The sequence below is a fragment of the Actinoplanes sichuanensis genome (assembly GCF_033097365.1).
GTDB classification, from domain to species: Bacteria; Actinomycetota; Actinomycetes; order Mycobacteriales; family Micromonosporaceae; genus Actinoplanes; species Actinoplanes sichuanensis.
Map to the genome: position 1 here is coordinate 7,254,905 of NZ_AP028461.1, position 20,253 is coordinate 7,275,157.

General features: G+C 70.0%; 17 protein-coding genes and 1 pseudogene. 5 read left to right on the forward strand and 13 right to left on the reverse strand.

The window, feature by feature from the left end; translation table 11 throughout:
* Window positions 1–97: 97 nt before the first annotated feature.
* The 5 genes from Q0Z83_RS33470 to Q0Z83_RS33490 are packed head-to-tail and all read right to left on the reverse strand — an operon-like array spanning window position 98 to window position 6,786.
* The gene (locus Q0Z83_RS33470) at window positions 98–613 is read right to left on the reverse strand and encodes a hypothetical protein (RefSeq protein ID WP_317787234.1); all 516 of its coding nucleotides are present in this window, start codon (window positions 611–613) and stop codon (window positions 98–100) included.
* Entirely contained in the window at window positions 610–2,700 is a 2,091-nt protein-coding gene (locus Q0Z83_RS33475; protein WP_317787235.1) for a galactose oxidase early set domain-containing protein, read from the reverse strand. The genes Q0Z83_RS33470 and Q0Z83_RS33475 overlap by 4 nt, the downstream gene beginning before the upstream one ends.
* Window positions 2,697–3,944, reverse strand: a complete 1,248-nt coding sequence (locus Q0Z83_RS33480; protein ID WP_317787236.1) for a glycosyltransferase — start codon at window positions 3,942–3,944, stop codon at window positions 2,697–2,699. Before Q0Z83_RS33480 ends, Q0Z83_RS33475 begins: the two co-directional genes overlap by 4 nt.
* Window positions 3,941–5,545 (reverse strand): ArnT family glycosyltransferase, encoded by a 1,605-nt coding sequence (locus Q0Z83_RS33485; protein ID WP_317787237.1) that lies wholly within the window; start codon window positions 5,543–5,545, stop codon window positions 3,941–3,943. The genes Q0Z83_RS33480 and Q0Z83_RS33485 overlap by 4 nt, the downstream gene beginning before the upstream one ends.
* Window positions 5,542–6,786: a glycosyltransferase gene (locus Q0Z83_RS33490; RefSeq protein WP_317787238.1), complete on the reverse strand. Its 1,245-nt coding sequence runs from the start codon at window positions 6,784–6,786 to the stop codon at window positions 5,542–5,544. Before Q0Z83_RS33490 ends, Q0Z83_RS33485 begins: the two co-directional genes overlap by 4 nt.
* A gap of 464 nt (window positions 6,787–7,250) precedes the next feature.
* Here Q0Z83_RS33490 and Q0Z83_RS33495 point away from each other — a divergent pair, with 464 nt between their 5' ends.
* Window positions 7,251–7,913, forward strand: coding sequence for a carbonic anhydrase (locus Q0Z83_RS33495; RefSeq protein WP_317787239.1), 663 nt, complete (start codon window positions 7,251–7,253; stop codon window positions 7,911–7,913).
* Here Q0Z83_RS33495 and Q0Z83_RS33500 read toward each other — a convergent pair.
* The 5 genes from Q0Z83_RS33500 to Q0Z83_RS33520 all read right to left on the reverse strand — a co-directional run bounded on the left by Q0Z83_RS33500 (window position 7,877) and on the right by Q0Z83_RS33520 (window position 13,888).
* The gene (locus Q0Z83_RS33500) at window positions 7,877–8,236 is read right to left on the reverse strand and encodes an STAS domain-containing protein (RefSeq protein ID WP_317787240.1); all 360 of its coding nucleotides are present in this window, start codon (window positions 8,234–8,236) and stop codon (window positions 7,877–7,879) included. The two genes, Q0Z83_RS33495 and Q0Z83_RS33500, sit on opposite strands and share 37 nt — an antisense overlap.
* A gap of 78 nt (window positions 8,237–8,314) precedes the next feature.
* Window positions 8,315–9,169 carry a hypothetical protein gene (locus Q0Z83_RS33505; protein ID WP_317787241.1) on the reverse strand — a complete coding sequence of 285 codons (855 nt, stop codon included), beginning with the start codon at window positions 9,167–9,169 and terminating at the stop codon, window positions 8,315–8,317.
* Window positions 9,170–9,237: 68 nt separating this feature from the next.
* Window positions 9,238–11,004 carry a cellulase family glycosylhydrolase gene (locus Q0Z83_RS33510; RefSeq protein ID WP_317787242.1) on the reverse strand — a complete coding sequence of 589 codons (1,767 nt, stop codon included), beginning with the start codon at window positions 11,002–11,004 and terminating at the stop codon, window positions 9,238–9,240.
* Between the two features lie 38 nt (window positions 11,005–11,042).
* Complete coding sequence (locus Q0Z83_RS33515; RefSeq protein ID WP_317787243.1) at window positions 11,043–11,771, reverse strand: matrixin family metalloprotease; 729 nt, start codon at window positions 11,769–11,771, stop codon at window positions 11,043–11,045.
* Between the two features lie 95 nt (window positions 11,772–11,866).
* Window positions 11,867–13,888, reverse strand: a complete 2,022-nt coding sequence (locus Q0Z83_RS33520; protein WP_317787244.1) for a GGDEF domain-containing protein — start codon at window positions 13,886–13,888, stop codon at window positions 11,867–11,869.
* A 374-nt stretch (window positions 13,889–14,262) separates the two neighbouring features.
* Between Q0Z83_RS33520 and Q0Z83_RS33525 the strand changes: the two genes are divergently transcribed.
* Window positions 14,263–15,156: a DUF2231 domain-containing protein gene (locus Q0Z83_RS33525; RefSeq protein ID WP_317787245.1), complete on the forward strand. Its 894-nt coding sequence runs from the start codon at window positions 14,263–14,265 to the stop codon at window positions 15,154–15,156.
* 106 nt (window positions 15,157–15,262) lie between these two features.
* Here Q0Z83_RS33525 and Q0Z83_RS33530 read toward each other — a convergent pair whose 3' ends face one another.
* On the reverse strand, window positions 15,263–16,225 hold the full coding sequence (locus Q0Z83_RS33530) for a helix-turn-helix transcriptional regulator (RefSeq protein ID WP_317787246.1): 963 nt from the start codon (window positions 16,223–16,225) through the stop codon (window positions 15,263–15,265).
* 87 nt (window positions 16,226–16,312) lie between these two features.
* On the opposite strand from Q0Z83_RS33530, the gene Q0Z83_RS33535 reads away from it, so the two are divergent.
* On the forward strand, window positions 16,313–16,843 hold the full coding sequence (locus Q0Z83_RS33535; RefSeq protein ID WP_317787247.1) for a DinB family protein: 531 nt from the start codon (window positions 16,313–16,315) through the stop codon (window positions 16,841–16,843).
* 1 nt (window position 16,844) lies between these two features.
* On the opposite strand, the gene Q0Z83_RS33540 is transcribed toward Q0Z83_RS33535, so the two are convergent.
* Window positions 16,845–17,357: a PaaI family thioesterase gene (locus Q0Z83_RS33540; RefSeq protein WP_317787248.1), complete on the reverse strand. Its 513-nt coding sequence runs from the start codon at window positions 17,355–17,357 to the stop codon at window positions 16,845–16,847.
* A gap of 113 nt (window positions 17,358–17,470) precedes the next feature.
* Between Q0Z83_RS33540 and Q0Z83_RS33545 the strand changes: the two are divergent.
* Window positions 17,471–17,683, forward strand: a pseudogene (locus tag Q0Z83_RS33545) (winged helix-turn-helix transcriptional regulator); the annotation flags it as partial.
* Between the two features lie 460 nt (window positions 17,684–18,143).
* Here the strand turns inward: Q0Z83_RS33545 and Q0Z83_RS33550 are convergent.
* Window positions 18,144–19,013 carry an arylamine N-acetyltransferase family protein gene (locus Q0Z83_RS33550; protein WP_317787249.1) on the reverse strand — a complete coding sequence of 290 codons (870 nt, stop codon included), beginning with the start codon at window positions 19,011–19,013 and terminating at the stop codon, window positions 18,144–18,146.
* Between the two features lie 30 nt (window positions 19,014–19,043).
* On the opposite strand from Q0Z83_RS33550, the gene Q0Z83_RS33555 reads away from it, so the two are divergent.
* On the forward strand, window positions 19,044–20,240 hold the full coding sequence (locus tag Q0Z83_RS33555) for an MFS transporter (RefSeq protein WP_317787250.1): 1,197 nt from the start codon (window positions 19,044–19,046) through the stop codon (window positions 20,238–20,240).
* Window positions 20,241–20,253: the final 13 nt, after the last annotated feature.

The window sequence follows — 20,253 nt, forward strand, 5'->3', positions numbered from 1 at the left end:
CGCCGGGCGGTGAAGCCGGACGACGCCGGCAGTAAAACCGGAAAGCGCCGGGCGGTGAAGGGTGCGGGGCACGATGGGCGTGCCCCGCACCCGGCTCTCACTTGTCGCAGATGATGCCGTTGCGGTCGGGGTCGAGCCCCTGCCGGTCCTTGGCCGCGACCTTGACGTTCCGGTACCCGTGATCACGCAACCAGACGCACTTGTCGGTGACGCCCGCCGGGAACCGGATCGGGATGCAGTGCGCGACCGTACCGTAATTGCGGTCGCATCCGTCGACCGTCGGGGCCACCTTGACCGGCGCCGTCGGTTTGCGTTTCGCCTTCTGCCTGGTGGCGCCCGGTTGGGCGGCGAAGGTCTGCACGAACGGCGCCGGCGTGGCGTGCCTACCCGGTTTGGCCGGCGCGGTCGTGGCCGCGGCCGGTTTCGCCGGGGCCTTCTTCTCCGCCACCGGTGCCGGGCTCAGCGAAGGAACCACGGGCAGCGTCTGCTGCGCGGCGACCTCGGTGGCGGCGCCGAACTCGGCGGGCTCGGTCTCCGTGGTGACCGCCCAGGTCGTGCCGCCCACCAGGGCGACCGCGGCCAGGGTCAGCGCGGCGATACGTGTCCTGGTCATCCGACCTTCACCCACTTCGCGACCGACGGGACGCCGTTGGTGCCCACCACGAACAGCATGTACCAGCCGGGCGGCGCCAGGTTGGGATTGCTGGTCAGGTTGAGGCTGATCGAGTTGCCGTTCACGGTCATCGGCAGGTCGACGAACCGCTGGTTCGGGTCGCTGGAGTGGGTCACCGCGGCCGGGCGGATCAGCTCGGCCTTCAGGATCGGCGAGTCCACGGTGATCGTGTTCGAGCTGCCGTACGCCCAGTTCGGCGTGGACAGCCCGGTGATCTGCGGTCGGGCGCCCTTGAACAGGTACGGCGGCGAGTAGACCGACACCCGTTTGTCGAACGTGCCGTTACCCGGGTTGTCGCCGACCGCCATGACCCGGCCGTCGGGCAGCAGGAAGGCCGACGAGTGGTAGCCGCGCGGCACCGGGTCGGTGGCCATCCCGGCGGTGAACGTGTTGGTGGCCGGGTCGTACATCGACGCCTCGTAGACGGGGTCGGCCCGGTTGTGCAGCGCGCCGCCGGTCTCGAAGACCTTGCCGTCCGGGAGCAGTACCGCCGACACGTACATCTTGCCCTGGTCGCCGGTCTGCGGGACGCCGCCGGTCATGGTGCCCTGCGGGATCTGCGGCCCGGCGGTGTAGACCGGGGAGGCCTGCTTCAGGTCGATGATGTCGGTGAGCCGGTGCGCGTCCGGGTTGGTCTCGATGTTGCCGCCGCCCATGGTCAGCACCTTCTGGTCCTGGGCCGGGGGCAGCAGGACGCTCATCGACTGGTCGCGCTCGTCCTTCTTCCGCAGGCCGGGCACCGGCGTGATGGTGCTGGTCCCGTAGTCGTAGATCGACGAGCCGGTGCCCGGGGTGCCGTTGCCGAAGACGTGGCTGCCGGTGTAGAAGAGGCGACCGTCCTGCATCAGGATCATCGACGGGTAGAGGCCCCAGAAGTTCCAGGTCTGGTTGGCCTCGTTGAGCCCGAGCCAGCGCTGCTGGGTGGAGTTGAAGTACTGGGTGGCGACCATGCCGTGGGAGTCCTCGCCGAGGCCGCCGAGCGAGATCACGTCACCGTTGCCGAGGACTGTCGCCGACGGGTACCAGGAGCCCGCGGTCATGTCGTTGACCCGGGTGTAGGTGCTGGTCGCGGGGTCGAAGATGTACGAGTTCTTCAGTCCCTTGTAGCCGTGGCTCCCGTCCGCCGCCGGGTAGTCCTTGTTGCCGCCCATGACCAGCACCCGGCCGTCCTTGAGCTGCACGTGCCCGGAGCAGAACAGGTCCTCGGGCGTCGGCACCGCGGTGAACTGCCCGGTGCCCGGTTTGTAGATGGCGGTGGTGAAGGTCTTGGCGGCGAACGCGGCCGGATCGTTGCCGGAGCCTGCGATCAGCAGCACGTTGCCGTTGCGCAGCACGACGGCGTGGATGGCCCGCACCGACGACTGGAACGGCATGACCTGCCAGTCGCCCTTGACGCATTTGTCGCCGGCGCTGCACGACTCGTCGGGCACCGTCTGGGTGGCGTCGACCATGGTGTAGTCGTCGGTCTTCAGGGTGCCGTTGCCGTAGATGGTGACGCCCCAGACGATCTGGTCGGTGTTCGCCGGGATCTGCGGGGTGCGCACGGTCCGCTTGGTCCACACGTCGGTGACCGGCAGCGTGGCCAGGTCGGTCCAGTACACCCAGCCCTGCGCGACGTCGTGCCGGAAGACGGTCATCACGGTGTTCGGGGTGGTCGTCTTGTACCAGGCGGACAGGTCGTACTGGTGCCCGGGCGTGACGTTCGGCGCGCACGAGGTGTCCTCGAGCATCATCGCCTTGCGGTCACCCTGGCCGGCCGTGGTCAACGTGACCGACATCGACCGGGCGCCGCTGTGCGCGTCGGTGCTCAGCGCGAACGTGTGGCCGTTGGCGCCCCAGCCGGACTGCTCCCAACAGACCGGGAACCCGTCGGCGGCCAGCGATTCCAGGCCCGGGTTGGCGATCAGATTGGCACCGGCCGACGCCGGACGATCCGGAAGCGCCAGGAAGAGTACGAGCGTGAGCACCATCAACTGGGCTATGTGGAGCCGGTTGCTGCGGCTCATCAGCGGACGTGATCGGTTCATGGCTTCTTTCCCGCTCGGTAGATCAGCCTGTCGGAGATCAGGAATCGGATGACGAAGGACGCGACGAGGGTCAGTAGATTGCCGACCAGCACGCCCAGGTGCAGGCCACTGACCAGCACGGCCAGCAGCGGGATGCGCAACAGCAGGTCGGCGTTGCCCATCAGGAAGAACCGGGCGAACCGGCTGGCCGGGCCGCGCCGTCGGTGGTTGCGGTAGAGCAGGGTGTCGGTCAACGCGAAGTTCCAGCCGACCGCGACCACGTTGGCGGCCACCGCGGCCGCCGTGTAGTGCACGTCGGTCAGGTGCAGCAGCGCCCACAGCACGGCCTGGTTGGGCAGCAGCCCGGAGAGCCCGATCAGCGCGAACGCCAGCATCCGCAGCCGGGCCGGGCCGAACCGCAGCCCGGCGACGTGTTTGAGGAACCTGACGCCCTCGGCCGCTGTCGACTTGGACTCGCCGGCGTGCCGGGCCTGGAAGCCGTACGGCACCTCGACGATCCGGCCGGGCCGGTTGCGGACGATCAACTCCAGCAGGATCTTGTAGCCGAGCGGCCGGAGCGCGGCCGTGTCCAGGGAACTGGCCCGGATCGCGAACAGCCCGCTCATCGGGTCGCTGACGGCCAGCAGACTGTTCCGGAACAGCGTCTTGACCAGCAGCGTCGAGCCCCGCGAGACCAGCTTGCGGTATCCGTCGGCCAGCCCACCGGTGTCGCCACCGCCGGCGTAGCGGCTGCCGACGACCAGGTCGGCGCCGTCCCGCAGGCCGGCTGCGATCAGGTCGGGCACGATCTCCGGTGGGTGCTGCAGGTCGGCGTCCATCACGACGATCCACTCGCCCCGCGCGAGCCGCATACCCTCGACCACCGCGCCGCCCAGCCCACCGGTGCTCTCGTCGCGGTGGTGCACGGTGATCGCGATCGGGTGGTCCCGGGCCGCCTCCCGGATGGCCTCGGGGGTGCCGTCGGTGCTGTCGTCGACGAAGACGATCTCGGTGTCGTCGTGCGGCAGGGCGGCGGCCAGCCGGGCCAGCAGGGTCGGCACGTTGTCGCGCTCGTTGTAGGTGGGCACGATGACGCTCTGCCGCAGAGTGGCCGGATTCGGGCGGACGCCGATCTCGCCGGGCAGCACGGCCCGGGTGCGCCCGGAACCGCGGAACGCCTTCAGCGACAGCGTCTTCTCGCCGGGAGTGACGGTGGCCTGGTGCGGCAGTCCGACGGCCGCCCGGCCCTGTGCCTGGGTGGTCATGGATTCTCCTTGTCGATGCGGCGGATCTCGATGCGGGCGTCGGCCGGGCCGAACGAGGCCTCCAGCGTCGAGTTCGTCAGCAGGGCGGTGACCAGCGGCAGCGTGCTCGGGTCCTGGCGCAGCGCGGGCGTCGAGATCAGGTAGTCGACGTCGCGCCAGCCGTTCGGCAGACGGGACTGCACGGCCGGGTCGAGGTCGAGCTTGTAGAACCAGATGACCTGCTCCTCCGGGAACCCGGCCTCGACACAGTCGAGCCACAGCACGTCGTCGGTGACCACTGTGGTGTTCGACCGGTCCGGAACCGAGGTGCGCAGGTATGCGGCCGCGGCCGCGTACCCGGCGTTGTCGTCGGCGGTCAGGTTGCGGTGGTTGCCGGCCACCCAGCGCGGACCGATCAGCATCGCCGCGAGCAGTACCGCCACGGCCGCCAGCGCGGGCCGCCACCAACGGCGGTGCCGGGGTACGGCCCGGGCCGCCACGTCGAGCATCCCGGCCGTGACGATGGCGAAGAACGGCAGCAACTGGACCACGTACATGGCCGGCAGGTAGCCGCCGGGACGGATGGCGACCAGCACCAGGATCAGCGCGGCGAGGGCGGCCGGGCGCAGCCGGCGGACGAACAGCGCCGGCACCGTGGCCAGCAACCCGGCGACCAGGATCACCGGGTCGTAGAAGAGCCACGACTGGACCAGCTCGTACGACCCCGAGCCCGGGGTGAAGACGCTGCCCGTGCCGGACCGGTTGGCCAGCTGGAACTGCCACGCGCCGATCAACGACACGTGCCCCGGGCCGGGGAACAGCTCGCCGCGCAACACCGCGTAGAGCGGGTAGAAGACGCCGACCAGCACCAGCCCGCTCAGGTAACCGCCGACCGCCCACGGTCGGGTCGAGCTGCGGGCCGCGTTCTGCCACAGGGCCACGCACACCGCGGGCAGGGTGACCAGCATGGTCTCCTTGCTCAGCACGGCGACCGCGGTGGCCGCCCCGGCCGCGGTGTAGTGCCACAGGTTGCGGCGCGGGGACAGCACCAGGGCCAGCGCGCCGAGCATCCAGGCGACGGCGAAGCTGTCCAGGTAGATCTCGCGGTACATGGTGACGGTCAGCGGGGACAGGCCGAAGAACAGCAGGCCGATCGCGGACGCGCGGATACCCATGCCGAGCCGACGGCAGATCAGGTAGACCAGCAGCAGGCAGGCCGCGACGACCGGGATCATGGCGACCCGGCCGGTGGTGACCGCGGGGCCGGTGACCCCGAAGAGGTCGGGGATCCAGGAGAGGGCGGCCAGCTGGATCCAGGCCAGGGGCGGGTGGTCGTACCAGTAGGTGTAGTGGGCCAGGCCCTTGCCGGTGGCGACCGCCCAGGCCTGTGCGAGGTAGGTGCCCTCGTCGTCACTGGCCATCGGGAAGCCACTGATGTTGACCGTCAGGACGACGATCACCAGCGTGGTCAGCAGACCGGCGAGCAGGCCCTCGCCGCCGGTGAGCTCGCGTCGCCGTACCCCTCCCGGGGGTTGGGGAATCGGAACCAGGGCGCGCGTCGGCGACGTCTCGGCCCGCGGGCCTCGCGCCTTGGGGATGAGGGCGGTGCCGGTGGTGGTCATGCGGCACCGACCTCGGCGTTGGCGTTGATGTGGGCGCCGACGTGCGCGGTCAGCTCCCAGTTACGGCGGCCGGTGTATTCGCGCCACACGGCCCGCAGCGCGGCAACGCTGAGGACCAGGGCGTACGGGAACGCGCCGAGGATGAGCCGGGCATAGTGGACCGGCTTGATCCGCAGGTCGTACTGCTGGCCGAAGTCGCGCAGACCGACCGTCTGGAAGACGATGTTGGCGGCCATCGGCACCACCGGCACGAAGGTGGCCAGCGCGATGCCGATCGGGAGGTCGGCGAAGATCGCGGCGGCGATGCCGATCGGGATCGCGATGCCGGAGAACGCCTGGAAGAACGGGCCGAGCAGGGTGTACCGGGCGAGGAGCCGCTGCCCGAAGGTCGGCAGCCGCCGCCACTCTCCCTTGCGCAGCACCTGGAGGAAGCCCTGGTTCCAGCGGGTGCGCTGCTTGAGCAGGCTGCCGATGGTGTCCGGGGTCTCCTCGCGGGTGACCAGCGACGCCTCGTAGGCGACGGTGACCTTGGCGCCCCGGCTGGACAGCCGCACGCCGAGGTCGCAGTCCTCGGCCAGGCAGGTGCCGTCCCAGCCGTTGGCGGTGCGCAGCACGTCGGAGCGGACGAAGACGGTGTTGCCGCCGAGCGGGATGAAGCCCTTGTCGGCGTGCAGGTGCAACCGGCTGCGGAACCAGAAGAAGTACTCCAGGCAGTTGTGCAGGCTGTACCAGCTGGAGTGGAAGTTGATCAGCTGGACGCCACCCTGGACGACGTCCGCGCCGGTCGACCGGAACGCGTGGTCGACGTGCTCCAGCAGGTCCGGGTGCACCTGGTCCTCAGCGTCGAAGACACCGACCACGTCGCCGCGGACGAACGGCAGCGCGGTGTTCAGGGCACGCGGCTTGTTCTTCACCTCGTTGTGGTCGGTGACGACCAGCACCCGGCCCGGAGCCTTCTCGGCCGCGGCGTGGGCCACCGCCGCCGTGTCCGGGTCGTCGTGGCCGACGATCACGATGATCTCGTAGCCCTGGTGGGTGGAGCGGAGCAGACGCTGGATGGTGTGCTCCAGCACGGCCTGCTCGTGCCGGGCCGGCAGCAGCAGGGAGAACGTCAGTCGGTGGTCACCGTCCGGCTCCGCGAAGCGGGTCCCGGCGAGCGTCTCCGGGGTGCGCCACGCGTGCATCGTCCACCAGAGGGTCACCGCCGCGAACGTGGCCAGCACGACGGAAATCAGAATCATGACGGCGGCAGCCAAGGTCGTCGCCTTTCAGCAATGAGGGAATTACGCCACCAGAAATGGAGCGCGCCGACCATATCGCGATCGGTGGCGGCATATTCAAGTCGATCTCGCCGATTCCCGCTTTCCGGTGAGTTGTTTCGAATGTGTTTCTCTCGAAACCACGGTCGGATCGGCGACAATTGTCAATGCGGAAATCGCGCGCAGGTACGAAAAACGGCCCGGCGCAAGGTTTCGCGTGCGACCGGGCAACGGGCCGCAGGACCCGCTGAAAGAAGATAAGACACGTCGGCTCTTTCTCGCGTCACGCGTCCGGGGGAATAACCCCCGGACGCTTCGAGAAATGCGTCATGCGTCCGATTTGCCCGCCATTGCGGCATCTGGATGTCTTGATCGCCATACTCCCTGGGCGCCCTTGATCAACCGGAGCATGATGGTCCGCGTCCCTCTCTCTTTTGGAGTAGAAGATGCAGGACTCACCTGTTCGCCGACGGTCACTCTTCGCTGTCGGCGGCGCTCTCGCCGGATCGATCGCACTCGCTCCGGCCGCCCAGGCCTCGCACCCCGCGGGCACCCCCCTGGAACAACTCCTGGCCGGCAACCGCCGGTTCGTCACCGGCCACGGCCGGCACCCGCACCAGTCCCCGGCCCGGATCCGGGAGATCGCCGCCGGCCAGCACCCGTTCGCGATCGTCCTCGGCTGCGCCGACTCGCGGGTCGCCCCGGAGATCCTCTTCGACCAGGGCGTCGGTGACCTCTTCGACAACCGGGTGGCCGGCAACATCGTCGACGACCTGCTGCTCGGCAGCATCGAGTACGCCGTCGAGGAGTTCGCCCCGCCGGTGATCATGGTGCTCGGACACGAGCGCTGCGGCGCGGTGTCGGCCACCCTCAACGCCATCAAGACCGGCGCCGAGGTGCCCGGCCACATCGCGGCCATCGTCGAGGCACTGACCCCGATCGTCGAGCCGTTCGTCGACGACCCGGACGGCGTCGAGAAGGCGGTCCGGGCCAACGTCCGGGCCCAGGTCTCGGCTCTGGTCACCCGCAGTGAGATCGTCGCGCACAGTGGCGCGCAGGTGGTCGGTGCTCGTTACGACCTGGACACCGGCACGGTCACGGTGCTGTAGAGGGTCTCCGCCGCGCAGAGACCGGTCAGGGCCAGGGCCTGCCGCACGTGGCCGGCCGCATGGACGATGTCGTACCCGTGACCGCCACGCAGGGCGCGGGTGTAGCCGATCAGCAGCAATTCGATGCATTCGCTGCCGATCGTCTCCACCCGCGCCATGTCGACGATCACACCGTGACCGCGGCGACCGGAGGCGAACGCGTCCCGCATCGCGGCCCGGAGGACCCGGTGGGCGTCCCGGTCGAAGGCGCCGATGAGGTGCAGGTGGACTGTGGAACCCGTACGGTGGTTCGTACGGTCGATCTCGTAACGCGGGTCGGTCATACCTGAAGTCGTACTCGGGAAATGTGTCCGGGAGCCGAAATCCCGATGACACGGTGACCGAGCCAACAATGGCGAACCTCAGAACGGCACGCAGACCAGCTCACTGTAAAGAAGATCGATCCGACCCGGTTCCAGAGTGTCGCTGCGGAACATCCGGCGCCGGTCGGTGGGCACCCGGATCGCCCCGCGTGGACGGAATCCGGCGACTCGCGGCTCCAGCAGGGTGGCCGGCAGCCGGTGCCGGATCAACAGGTGCCCGGTGAACGCCCGGAACATCCGGCGGAACACCGCCTGGTCGCTGACGTGCACCAACGACGCGAACCAGGGCAGATTGCGCGGACGATCGTGCCGGAACACCACATGACAGACCCCGGACCGGTCGGCCAGCACCACGTGCCGGGCGGCCAACGCCTCCCGGTGATCCAGATAGAGCTGCAGGTCGTCGCCCGCGAGCAGGTCCTCGATGCGGCGCGGATCCGACGTGACCAGCCGCCCGGGCGACGGCGGACACGGCAGATTGGGTACGGCCACCAGCTCACTGTCCAGATGACGGAACCCGAGCCGCTCGTTCATCGCGATGACGCTGCCGCTCGGCGTCAGATCGGTGAAGTGATAACCCTCCTGTCGCAGCAGGGCTCGCAGCAGTTTCACACTCAGCAGCCGGTATTGCGGAAGCACACACCAGCCGCCCAGATTGCAGAACCGCTGCCGTGTCCCGCCGACCGTGCGCTCGGCGTAGAAGGCCAGGTAGACACCGACGACCACACCCGCCGCCAGAAGCATGAAACCGTGGTTCGGGGCGGCCGCCTTCCACGGCGGAGTGAGCGCACGGGCCCACACGTCGACACCGAGGCGGGAGTTCAGATGGGCGTTCAGGAATTGAGCGACCCGGGACACGTCGGTGGACGTGATCGGCAGGACCTGGACGTTCATCGAACCAGGATCCCAGCCGTCCCGGGTGCGCTCACAGTCGCAGAAGTCATGTCATAGATGAGAACCAATCACAATCCGGCCGCCCAGTTCAGCAGTTCGGTGCGGGCCGCGGTCAGGGTGGCGGCCGGCACCGAGGCCACGTCGGAGGCGTTCACCACCAGCGCCACGTGCACCTTCCCGGCCGCCGACCCGGTCGCGTCCAGCAGCAACCGCCGGGCGGTCGTGGCCCCGACCTCGGTGGTCACCGCGACCGGTCCGGTCGCCGGCACCCCGGAGACCACCCCCAGATCGGACACCACGACGGTACGGGCGGACGGGAACGACCCGGGCAGGTGCACCTCGGTCGGCGCACCGAGTGGGGCGGCCGGCTCCCGCCAGACCAGCACGCCGTACTGCCGGCCGGCGACCAGCCCGGCGATCGCCGGCAGCCGGGACGGGACGGTCAGCCACGCCTGCTGTCGGCCCGCACCGGCGAAACCGTCCCGGGCCAGATCCTCGTAGGCGAATCCGATCGTCGTCCCGGACACCGCGCTCGGGAACAGCCGGTCCAGCACCCGGCGGTCCAGTCGCAGCGCCCCGTTCGCGATCACCGAGTGGTCCTCGCCGTTCCAGGCGTCCCCGGCGGTCTGCACCTTGTCCGGGTTGAAGTTCATCAGCTCGTTGTGCCGGCCGTTGTAGACGTCCCAGTGCCACTGGGTCGACGACAGCACCTGGCCGGAGTTCGCCGCGCTGTTCCAGTACGAGCCACCGGACACCCGCGAGTCCAGGCTCTGATACATCGAACGGACCATCCACGGCGTACGGGAGCTGCTGCTCGTGCCGGACATGGCGTTGCCGAACTCGGAGACGAAAGCGGTGGTGCCGAGTGCGGTGGCCCGGTCCCGGATCCGGTTCATCGCCGAGTTGTACGTGCCGTCCCCGGCCGCCGACGGGTCCAGGGTCATCCGGCCGCCGTCGTAGTAGTGGCTGTTGAACACGTACCGCGAGCCCAGCCGGCCGGCCGTACCGAGACCGCCCTGCTCGAAGAACCCGGTGTTCCAGAAGACCAGCGGCTCGGCGTAGAGCGGGAGCGACGACCAGCCGGTCGCGTCCATCACGGCCCGGAACCGCTGGTAGAACGGCAGCAGATAGGTGGTCTCCCAGGTGGTCCCGGAGGCGCCGTCCAGCCCGCCGTCGAACGGCTCGTTGAACGGGTCGACGCCCAGCATCATGCTGTAGTCGACGCGGGACCGCAGGTGGGTGAGGGCGGCGCGGGCCTGCGTCAGGTAGGCGTCCTGCACGCCGTACCGGTTGCGCCAGAAGTCGTACATCGCGGCCCGCACCGCGCCGTTGTTCATCATGTTCTGCCCCCACAGCAGGCAGATGCCGCACGACTCGTCGGGATAGGTCCCGGCCTCGATCACCCACTTGGGCGCGCCGTCGCCGGTGTACCAGCTGTCCGGGTCGAACAGGTGCGACGAGTAGAGGTCCTGGTGCCAGTCGAGCAGCACCCGGATGCCCCGGTCGGTGAACTGGCGGATCTGATCGGCGGCCCGGTCCAGGTAGGCGGTGTCGATCCGGTCCCGGGCCGGCTGCACGCCCTCCCAGCTGATCAGGAAGCGGATCGCGTTGGCGCCGGTGAGTTCGCGCATCTGGGCCGCGGCGGTCGCGGCGTCGGCGGTGCTGCGGAAGGGGAGGAGTCCGTTCTCGTACAGCTTGGTGCTGCCCGAGACGTTGAAGCCGCGCAGGACGATCTCGCGACCATGGGCGTCGGTCGGTACCGCGGCGACGGCCGGCTGAGCCGGCGCCACGATACCCGCTATCACCAGCAGAAGTGCCAGGAAGAAGGCCCGCATGTATTGACGGTAATCACTTGTTCACAATCTGCAACCCGCTATGCCGGGCGCTGCGTATACAGACAGCCCGCCGATTTCCCCAGCTTGCGCAGCCCGGTCAGGTCACCGGCACCCCACACGGCCTTCTTCGCGGTGATCGTGTGGTACATGATCTGGTTCTGGTCGTTCTGCTCCGGATGGGCCAGGCCGATCGCGTGTCCGATCTCGTGCATCAGCACCGCGCCCGTCGTGCCATGGCCGGACGCCCCGAACCCACGGTCCAGCGACTTGACCGACGAGGCGTTCAGCACCACCGCGCCGGTCAGCATCATCAGCGCGTCCGAGCCGTCCGCCGCGTACGCGGTCTGCCACGAACCGCCGCCCATGCCCAGCACCCGGGTCCCCGACGGCAGCCACTTGCTGTGCTTACCCGGCGTCGCCCAGGCGATCACGATCTCGGTGCCCGCCGGGTAGGCGCCCTTGTAGCCGGACTTCGCCTGCGGGATCACATCGGTCGTCCCGGCATAGCGGAACGTCAGGCCGGTGGCCGCCGAGATCCGGCTGAACGTCGTCTTCACCTCGGCCAGCGAATCCTTCGGCGCCCGGTCCAGATTGACCCGGTAGTCGAGGGCACCGGCGCACGGGTTCCAGCGGGCGATCAACGCAGTGCCGTGCGACTGGCTCATGAAGGCGTAGGCCTTGGCGCTTCCGGCGGCCGCCAGGGCCACCCCGGGCTGAGCCGCCACCAGCGTCGACACCGCGGCGAGCAGGAGCAGTACGCGCTTCATTCGGGGGTCCGATCGATCGAAGGGAGGCCCCATTCTGTGATCGGCTCAGGTGCCGTCCCGGGTGGCCGCCGATTGCCGTCCGGTTGCCACCGCGGTCAGCTCCGGACGTACCGCTGCGCGGGCTTCTTCTGCTGGTAGAGGCGGGCGTCCGCGACCGCGTAGAGCCCGTCGAAGTCCTCGCCGTCGGCGTCGAGAACCGCCACACCGATGCTCGCCCCGGTTCGCGCGCCGAGCACCGTCCGCAGGTTGTCGGCCACGTCGAACGCGTCGCCGTCGGTCAGCAGCACCACGAACTCGTCGCCGCCGAGCCGGCCCACGATGTCGTGCGGATGCACCTCGGACCGCAACGTCATCGCCACCCACTTCAGCAGCTCGTCCCCGGCGGCATGCCCCTGGGCGTCGTTGAGCAGCTTGAACCCGTCCAGGTCGAGCACCAGCAGCGCGGCACCCCGGCCGGTCCGCCGGCTGTCCGCGACCTCGGCCGCGAAACGCTCCGCGAAACCACGCCGGTTCAGCACGTCGGTCAGCACGTCCACCCGCGACAGACGGGTCAGCATCCGGCGCTGGCGGGCCGCCGACCGGCCCTGCAACGCGCACGCCGTCGCCGCGGCCGCCGTACCCAGCATCTGCACCGTCAGATACCAGCCGGACGCATCGCCGACCCGCAGCCCGACCAGCAGATAGAGACCACCGGCGGCCAGCGCCAGCGGCCCGGCCACCTCCGGCCGCATCCCCAGCATCAGCAGCGGGATCGAGATCAGCACCCCGACACCCAGCGGCTGGTCCACCCCACCGTCCAGAGTGGCGATCGCCGCGCAGCTCACGAACGCGCTGAACGCGAACGCCAGCATCAACGGCCGGGCCAGCCGCGACCGGCTCAACCAGTCGGCGCCCAGCACCACCGCGAGACCCGTACCGAAACCCCACAGCGACAACGCCACCATGCCGGCCCGGTGCACGTGATCGTTGGCCACCAGCATGACGTAGACCAACGCCACCACGGTCTGGGTGATCGACATCCAGCCCGGGTCGGCGATCGAGTGCCGCCGCCGCTCCCGCGCCTCCACCGCCGCCATCGGACCGGACGGCCGGACCCCGTCCCGCGCCCCGGCCACCGCCTCCGCGCTCGGCGCGCGCCGCACCCGGGCCGCCTTGTCCCGATACAACCGCTGGTCGGCGACGAGCAACAGGCCCGCCAGATCGCGCGCGTCATCCGGGAACGTCGCCGAACCCAGACTGGCCGGCGAACACACCCGCAACCGCTCCCGCAGCCGCTCGACCACACCCTCGGCGTCCGCCGCGTCGGTGCCCGGCAGCAGCATCGCGAACTCGTCGCCGCCCTGCCGCCCCACCGCGTCGTGCGTCCGCAGGTCGGCCCGCAGCTCCTGACCGGTCCAGGCCAGCAGCTCGTCACCGGCCCGGTGGCCGAGCGTGTCGTTGACCTCTTTGAAATGGTCCAGGTCCAGCAGCACCAGCGTCACCGGCTTGCCGCCCCGCTCGGCGTCGGCCAGCTCGGCCGCCATCCGCTCGTCGAACCCGCGCCGGTTAAGGCAGCCGGTCAACGGGTCGGTGCGCGAACTGTCCGCCAGGCGCCGCCGCAGCGACGCCAGCACCGCCGAATGACGCAGGCAGAGAAACGCGACGCAGGCGAACGCGAGGCCATGGACCAGCGGATATCCGGCCGGCGGCGGGTCACCCAAGACCATGACCGAGGTGTACGCGGAAAGCCCCAACCCGGCCGTCACAAGGAACGCCCGGGGCGGCGTGACGATCGCCAGCAGCACCACCGACAGGGGGATGAACGTGCCGAGCGGCCCGGCCACCCCACTGTCCAGGATGCCCAGAGCCGCCGACCCGGCCATGTTGACCGCGGCCGCGCTGAGCTGGATCCAGATCCACCACCTGGTGCGCGCGATCCGTCCCGCGGCCACCCAGCCGAGCATCGCGAAAGCCACCATCACCGCTGTGACCAGCAGCATCGGCAACCGATAGGGGTCGTCCCAGGTGCCGATCGAATACGCCATCCCCAGCACCGCGGGCACCGCGCCGTACGCGGCCGAAGCTCGCAACGACTGGCGGCGCGACCGCTGGACCGTACCGAGGGAATGGCGCTTCACGACACGGCACCTCCCTGGCTGAGCTGGACCCCGCACTCATCGGCGAAGCCACACCGCCCTTGAGGTTTTCCCGGACGCACCCCCGCCCGCGGCAGGGGGAATCACCCGGCCGCACATCGAATCACCCGCACGAGACCGTCCGTTTCCGGACGTTTCCCCCCAGACTGGGTAAGACCGAACACGACAGCGGCAACGATCGTTGAAGGAACCATGCCCGGCAGCGACAGCCGTCGTTGAAGAACGCAGCGACAGCCGTCGTTCCGGATGCGCCGCCACCGGCGCCCGCAGGCCGCAGCGGCATCCGTCGCTGGAAGGACCACGCCCGGCAACAGCGGCCGTCGCAGGCGGGCCGAGCACGGCAGGGGGACCGTCGCATGGAGAGCCGGCTCCGCCTCGCGGGCCACGGGATGCAGCCGTTGCTGTTGATGTTCCCGCTCGGCCTGTTCTGGATGGCCTTCGTCCTCGACCTGGCCGTCCTGATGGGCGCGCCGTCGCTGCTGGGCACGGTCGCCTTCTGGAACCTGGTGGCCGGTCTGGGCGGCGGACTGCTGGCCACCGCGGCCGCGATCACCGACGCGGTGGTGGCGACCGGCCCGGCCGGCGTCCGGATCTTCGTCCTGGCCCTGCTCCTGGACGTGGGCGTCCTGATCATCTACGCCGTCCTGACCTTGACAAGAGTCCGCGACCCACACCGAACCGCCTCCGCTCCCCTACTCACCCTCGAACTGCTCGGCCTGGTGGCCGCCGCGTTCACCGCGTGGTTCAGTGGCCGTTTCGCCGCCCCGGGCGCCCCGGTGTCCGACCGCCGAACGACAGGCGGCCGACGCCACACACCACCCCCGGCGACCGCCACCCTGAACCAGCTACTCACCCACCCACCCGATCGCCACCCTCGCCGCCAGGCACCGCACGCCGCCCCACCCCCGTCACGGCCCGGCCCAGCACAGCACCCGGCCGCCGCTCCCCCTACCGCAGCCGCTCCAGCACCCTCCCTCTACCGCGCACCCACCACCGCGTCCCCTCCCCCACCCCGCCGCTCACCCGCCGCCTCCCCCTCACCCGCGCCCCGGCGCTCGCCCGAGATCCCGCCCAAGCGGCAGCGCCCCGCCGCGCCGTCCCGCCGCCCGACCGAAACTCCACCGCGACCTCGGACAGCCTCCTTCCCGCGCGACGCCGAGAAGCCGCGTGCACCCGGATCTGGACGCACAGCGGTGGAAGACGCCCAGCCGACGGCCCGCACCGTCCCAGGCCCGCCGAGGCAACGATGACGGTCCGGGCTGACCGGCCCGGTGTCTCGGCTCTTCTCGGGATCAGCCATGCCGCGGACGCTACCCGGGGGCTGTGACATTTCCGGACCGCGCGGCAACGTCGGAGCTACGGCTGGGCCGGGCGGGTGGCGTCGAGCATCCGGGTGGCGATGTGCCGGGCGGCGGTGCGGATCTCCGGGCCGCCCAGGATCCGGTACGGGACCGGGATCGCGGTGAGCTGGCGGGCGTACCAGTAGGGGGCGCTCGTGGTGCCGGTCAGCAGGGTGGTCCCGGGTCGAGGGCCGGGCGCCAGCGTGCCGAGGGCGGTGCCGGCGGATTCGGCGACCTCGGCGGGTGTGGCTTCGATCAGGATCTCGGCGTGGTACTCCCAGCCGGTGGCCAGGTGCTCGTCGAGGACCGCGATCGGGTCCAGGTCGGCGGGTGGCACGAACGTCTCGGGGAGGATGTCGGCCCGGGTGACCCGATCGATCCGGTAGGCGCGACGGGCGGCGGGGCGGTGCGCGTGGCAGAGCAGATACCACCGGCCGTGCCGGACCACGATCGCCCACGGGTCCGCGTCGGTCGTGGAGTCGTTGCCTGCTTCTGAGCGGTAGCTCACCCGTACCACCTGGTTATGGGCGCAAGCCTGCACCAACCGGGACGTGATCTCGGGGTCGGGTCGCGCGGCCGCGCGGTCGGGTGCGGGCGCCGCGGTGCGGCGGACCGCCTCGACCTGCGCGCCGAGCGCCTCGGGAAGAACTCGGACGATCTTGCCGAGGGCGCTGCCGACCGGATTCGTGGTGTCCCCGGCCGCGTGGTGGCCGTCGAGGACCGCCATCACCAGACCCAGTGCCTCGGCCTGCGTGAAGATCAGCGGCGCGGGGCGGGCGCCGCGGCCGACGCGGTAGCCGCCATACGGGCCGCGGACCGATTCGATCGGGATGCCCGCTTCGCGAAGGATGGCGATGTAGCGGCGGGCGGCCCGTTCGGAGATGCCGCCGAGGCGCTCGGCGAGCCGGTCGGCGGTGATGCCGGGGCTACCCTGCACGGCTTCGAACGCCATCAGCGCCCGCGCGGTCGGGCTCTCCACGATCCAGTCCCCCTGCCGGAACCCCGAACCCGTCGGAAATCTCGAATCCGGACGCCTATCGTCCGGAACCGAGGTTAGCGTGCGGGCATGATTCCGATGGGACCGCCCGCGGCGGGCACAGAGGTGGAGACGCTGGTCGGTTCGCTGGAGCGGCAGCGGCGCATCTTCGCCTGGAAGGCCGGCGGGCTCGACTCCGAAGGTCTGAACGCTACCGTCGCGGCCAGCACGATCACGCTCGGCGGCCTGCTCAAACACTTGGCGCTCTGTGAGGACCTGTACTTCTCGATCCGGCTCGGCCGGCAACCGGCGGCGCTGTGGCGGAACGTCGACTGGGACGACGAGACCGACTGGGAGTGGCGCAGCGCGGCCGGTGACAGCCCGGAGTTCCTCTACAAGCTGTGGCAGGAGTGCGTGGACCGGTCCCGCGCCAACATCGCCGAGGCGATCGGCGCCGGCGGGCTGGACACGCCGGCCGACTTCACCTGGCCCGACGGGCGTACGCCGAGCCTGCGCCGCATGATGATCGACATGATCGAGGAGTATGCCCGGCACGCCGGTCACGCCGACCTGATCCGGGAGTCGGTCGACGGCCTGACCGGCGAGGATCCGCCGGAGTAGGTCAGCCGACGGGGATCTCGAAGATCATGCAGCTGGAGGTGGCGTGCGCGATCAGCCGGCCGGCCGAGTCGGTGATCCGGGCCTCGGCGAGCGCGGTCCGCCGGCCGCGCTGCAGGACGCCACCGGTGCAGGTGAGCCGGCCCGAGGCGATGGTGGCCGGGCGTAGGAACTTCACGTTGAGGTCCATGCTCGTGTAGCCGACCCCGGCCGGCAGCGTGCTGTGCACCGAGCAGGCGGCCGCGGTGTCGAGCAGGGTGGACAGGACTCCACCGTGCACGGTGCCGAGCGGGTTGTAGTGGAACTCCTGCGGGTCGAGCTCGATGGTGACGCTGCCCTCCTCGACCCGCATGCCGACGATGTCGATCAGGTGCATGATCGGCGGTGCCGGGAAGTCACCGGCGGACATCGCCTGGAGGAGCTCCAGCCCGCCGCGTCGGCCGATCTGGCTCGCGTGCTCGGCCGGGTCGGTCCAGCCGAACGTCCGGGTACGCATGTCTTCCTGGGTCTGCGTCATGGATGCAGGCTTGCAGAGACTTGATGAGTCTGTCAACGAGACTTAGCCTTCCTCACATGGCCACTCCCCCCGCCCTGAACTGGTCCGTCGACAACTGCACGATCGAACGCGCGATGGGCGTCCTCGGTGAGAAGTGGTCGCTCGTCGTGCTGCGTGAGGTGTTCTCCGGCATCCGACGTTTCGACGACATGCGGATCCGCACCCACATCCCCCGGCAGGTGCTCACCAACCGGCTGAACAACCTGGTGGAGCACGGGGTGCTGCGCCGCGAGCCGTACCGCGAACCGGGCTCCCGGGTCCGCCACGAGTACCGACTCACCGACAAGGGCTTCGATCTCTACCCGGTGATGATCGCGCTGGCCGAGTGGGGCAACCGCTACCTGGCCGACGCCGAGGGGCCGCCCATCCAGTACGCCCACCGGGACTGCGGTGCCGAGTTGCACCTGGCCGTCACCTGCACGGACGGCCACCTGATCGAGAAGCAGCGGGAGATCCAGCCGCGCCCCGGCCCGGGCACTCGGCCGCGGACTTCTCCGGCGGGGGCGGACCCCGCCGGAGACGGCGGACGGCGCAGCGCGAGGAGTGAGCGAGTGAGACGCGTTCCTCCGGCGGGAGTGGACAGCCCATCACGGCCCCGACCAGCTCACCGTCCACGTAGCCGAGTGCGGCCTGGAAGCCGGGCGCCTCGGCGGTCCAACGCAGACGGTCCTCAACCGACGGTTCGCTGTGGTCGGTCAGATGTAGATCGACGGCGTGGACCCGTCGCCCTATTGATCAGAGGGCCATTCACCTTGGCAAATCCGCCTGCTCCCGCTCCCATCGGCGGTGGGCGCCGAGTACCCGCGGCCACAGAACGGCCCGATCCGGACCCGGCAGAACGATGCCGAAGATGTCGGCCAGCGCAGTGAAATAGGTGATTTCCGTCAGCAGTACGGTCCGCGAGGGAACAGCGCCGATCCGGGTCAGGGTCAGCCCGCGCAACACGTCGGCACCGGTCGCGTCCCGGCGCGCGACCACCGCCACCCGGACGAAACTCGACTCCGGCGAAGTGGTCAACTCCTGGTGCTTGTCCCGGAAGTCCGACATGCGAGCGGGTGCGGACCGGAAGTCCATCCCGCTGAAGCTCCCCTGCGGGTCATGGTCGAACCGCCACCCGCCCGGCTCGACCACTGACGCGCGGAGCCCGTACCGAAAAGGCCCATCCTGATATCGACCCGCGACAAGCGGAAGCGGACCGTGCAGGCCGTCGCCCATGCCGAGATCGACCAGCCAGTCGCCCTCGGGCGACTCGGCCGACGGCAGACCGGAAACCGTGACCACCAGGTGGTTCCCGGTGATCTCGGGCGCCGGATCGGCGTTGCCCTGCACGCCGCCGACATGCCGCCGGACCTGGTATCCGAGCGTCCGCAGCAGCGCCGAGAACGCGCCGTTCAGATGGAAGCAGTAACCGCCACGACCGGAAATGATCCGCCGCGCCGACTCGGTCGGGCAGACCGTGGTCGGCCGGTCCAGGTGGATCTCCAGACACTCGTAGGGCACCCGCTCGGCATGCGCCCGGTGCAGCGCCCGCAACGCCTGGACGGACGGCTCGTGACCAGCCAGTTCGGGCAGGCCGAGACGGGCGAGATAACCGGGTACGTCGATGGTGTCGGGCATGCGCACACGCTAGCCGCATACGATCCACGGGTGACGATCAGCGACACCCGGTCCCGGCGGCCGGTCATCACCGTTCTGGTCGTCTGCCAGAGCAGCATCGGCCTGATCTTCGGTGGGATCGGGCTGTTCCTGCCGCTCATCCGCACCGATCTGGGCCTCAGCTTCACCCAGGCCGGCACACTCGCGGCGGCGAGCAATCTCACCTACGCGCTGATGCAGGTCCCGTCCGGCTACCTCGCCGACCGGTTCACCCCACGGCGGCTGTTCATGATCGGGCTGCTCGGCATGAACCTGCTGGCGATGCTGTTCGCGGTGCTCGACTCGTACCCCCTGCTCCTGCTCGATCAGGCGCTCGCCGGGTTCTTCCGCGCCCTGGTCTTCACGCCCGGCATGCTTCTGATGACCAGGCTGTTCCCGCCGGGCCGGCGGGCCACCGCCATGGGCCTCTACGTGGTCGGCGGCTTCTCGTCGAACATCCTGCTCAGCGCCATCGGGCCACTGCTGGTCGGCCCGCTCGGGTGGCGGACGCTGTTCCTGCTGTTCGCCGGTTTCGGCTTGCTGTCGCTGGTCCTCTACCGGTTCCTGGCCGGTCCGGCGCCGCTTCGCAAGGCCTCCTCAACGGTACGGTTCACCGAACTGCCCCACCTCGTCCGACAGAGGATCGTGCAGCTCACCGGGGTGATCCAGTTCACCCGACTGGCCGTCGCCCAGGGCTTCACGTTCTGGCTGCCGACCTATCTGGTCGTCGACCGCGGGCAGTCCCTGGCCACCGCCGGTCTCGTGGCGGCGGTGGCGGCCGCGATCAGCGCGCCGGTCAACTACCTCGGCGGGTACCTGTCCGATCGCCTCAACCGTCCGCTGCTGGTCATCGGAGGATCCCTCACCCTTCTGACCCTCGGGCTGACCCTGCTCACCTACGTACCGGGCATGCTCGGGGTGCTCGGGGTGGTGGCGCTGATCTCGCTCGCCATCCAGGTCTACTTCGGGCCGCTGTTCGCCCTCCCACTCCAGGTCCTCGGTGACCGCAACGCCGGCCTGATCAGCGGTTTCGGTAACTTCTGCGCCAATCTCGGAAGCTTCGCCCTGGTGTACGCCCTGGGCGCGGTCAAGGACGCGACGGGTTCGTTCCGGGCCGGTTTCCTCAGCCTGGCCGCCCTGTGCCTGGTGGCCCTGCTGGCCACCTACGCGACGCGGCCGCTGCTGCGCGCACCGGCCGCACCCCGCTGACCCCGATCGCGTG

Excerpts from the sequence above, each read along its gene's own strand:
- Q0Z83_RS33470 (WP_317787234.1), bottom strand. The coding sequence starts at position 613 with ATGACCAGGACACGTATCGCCGCGCTGACCCTGGCCGCGGTCGCCCTG.
- Q0Z83_RS33475 (WP_317787235.1), bottom strand. The coding sequence starts at position 2,700 with ATGAACCGATCACGTCCGCTGATGAGCCGCAGCAACCGGCTCCACATA.
- Q0Z83_RS33480 (WP_317787236.1), bottom strand. The coding sequence starts at position 3,944 with ATGACCACCCAGGCACAGGGCCGGGCGGCCGTCGGACTGCCGCACCAG.
- Q0Z83_RS33485 (WP_317787237.1), bottom strand. The coding sequence starts at position 5,545 with ATGACCACCACCGGCACCGCCCTCATCCCCAAGGCGCGAGGCCCGCGG.
- Q0Z83_RS33490 (WP_317787238.1), bottom strand. The coding sequence starts at position 6,786 with ATGATTCTGATTTCCGTCGTGCTGGCCACGTTCGCGGCGGTGACCCTC.
- Q0Z83_RS33495 (WP_317787239.1), top strand. The coding sequence starts at position 7,251 with ATGCAGGACTCACCTGTTCGCCGACGGTCACTCTTCGCTGTCGGCGGC.
- Q0Z83_RS33500 (WP_317787240.1), bottom strand. The coding sequence starts at position 8,236 with ATGACCGACCCGCGTTACGAGATCGACCGTACGAACCACCGTACGGGT.
- Q0Z83_RS33505 (WP_317787241.1), bottom strand. The coding sequence starts at position 9,169 with ATGAACGTCCAGGTCCTGCCGATCACGTCCACCGACGTGTCCCGGGTC.
- Q0Z83_RS33510 (WP_317787242.1), bottom strand. The coding sequence starts at position 11,004 with ATGCGGGCCTTCTTCCTGGCACTTCTGCTGGTGATAGCGGGTATCGTG.
- Q0Z83_RS33515 (WP_317787243.1), bottom strand. The coding sequence starts at position 11,771 with ATGAAGCGCGTACTGCTCCTGCTCGCCGCGGTGTCGACGCTGGTGGCG.
- Q0Z83_RS33525 (WP_317787245.1), top strand. The coding sequence starts at position 14,263 with ATGGAGAGCCGGCTCCGCCTCGCGGGCCACGGGATGCAGCCGTTGCTG.
- Q0Z83_RS33535 (WP_317787247.1), top strand. The coding sequence starts at position 16,313 with ATGATTCCGATGGGACCGCCCGCGGCGGGCACAGAGGTGGAGACGCTG.
- Q0Z83_RS33540 (WP_317787248.1), bottom strand. The coding sequence starts at position 17,357 with ATGACGCAGACCCAGGAAGACATGCGTACCCGGACGTTCGGCTGGACC.
- Q0Z83_RS33550 (WP_317787249.1), bottom strand. The coding sequence starts at position 19,013 with ATGCCCGACACCATCGACGTACCCGGTTATCTCGCCCGTCTCGGCCTG.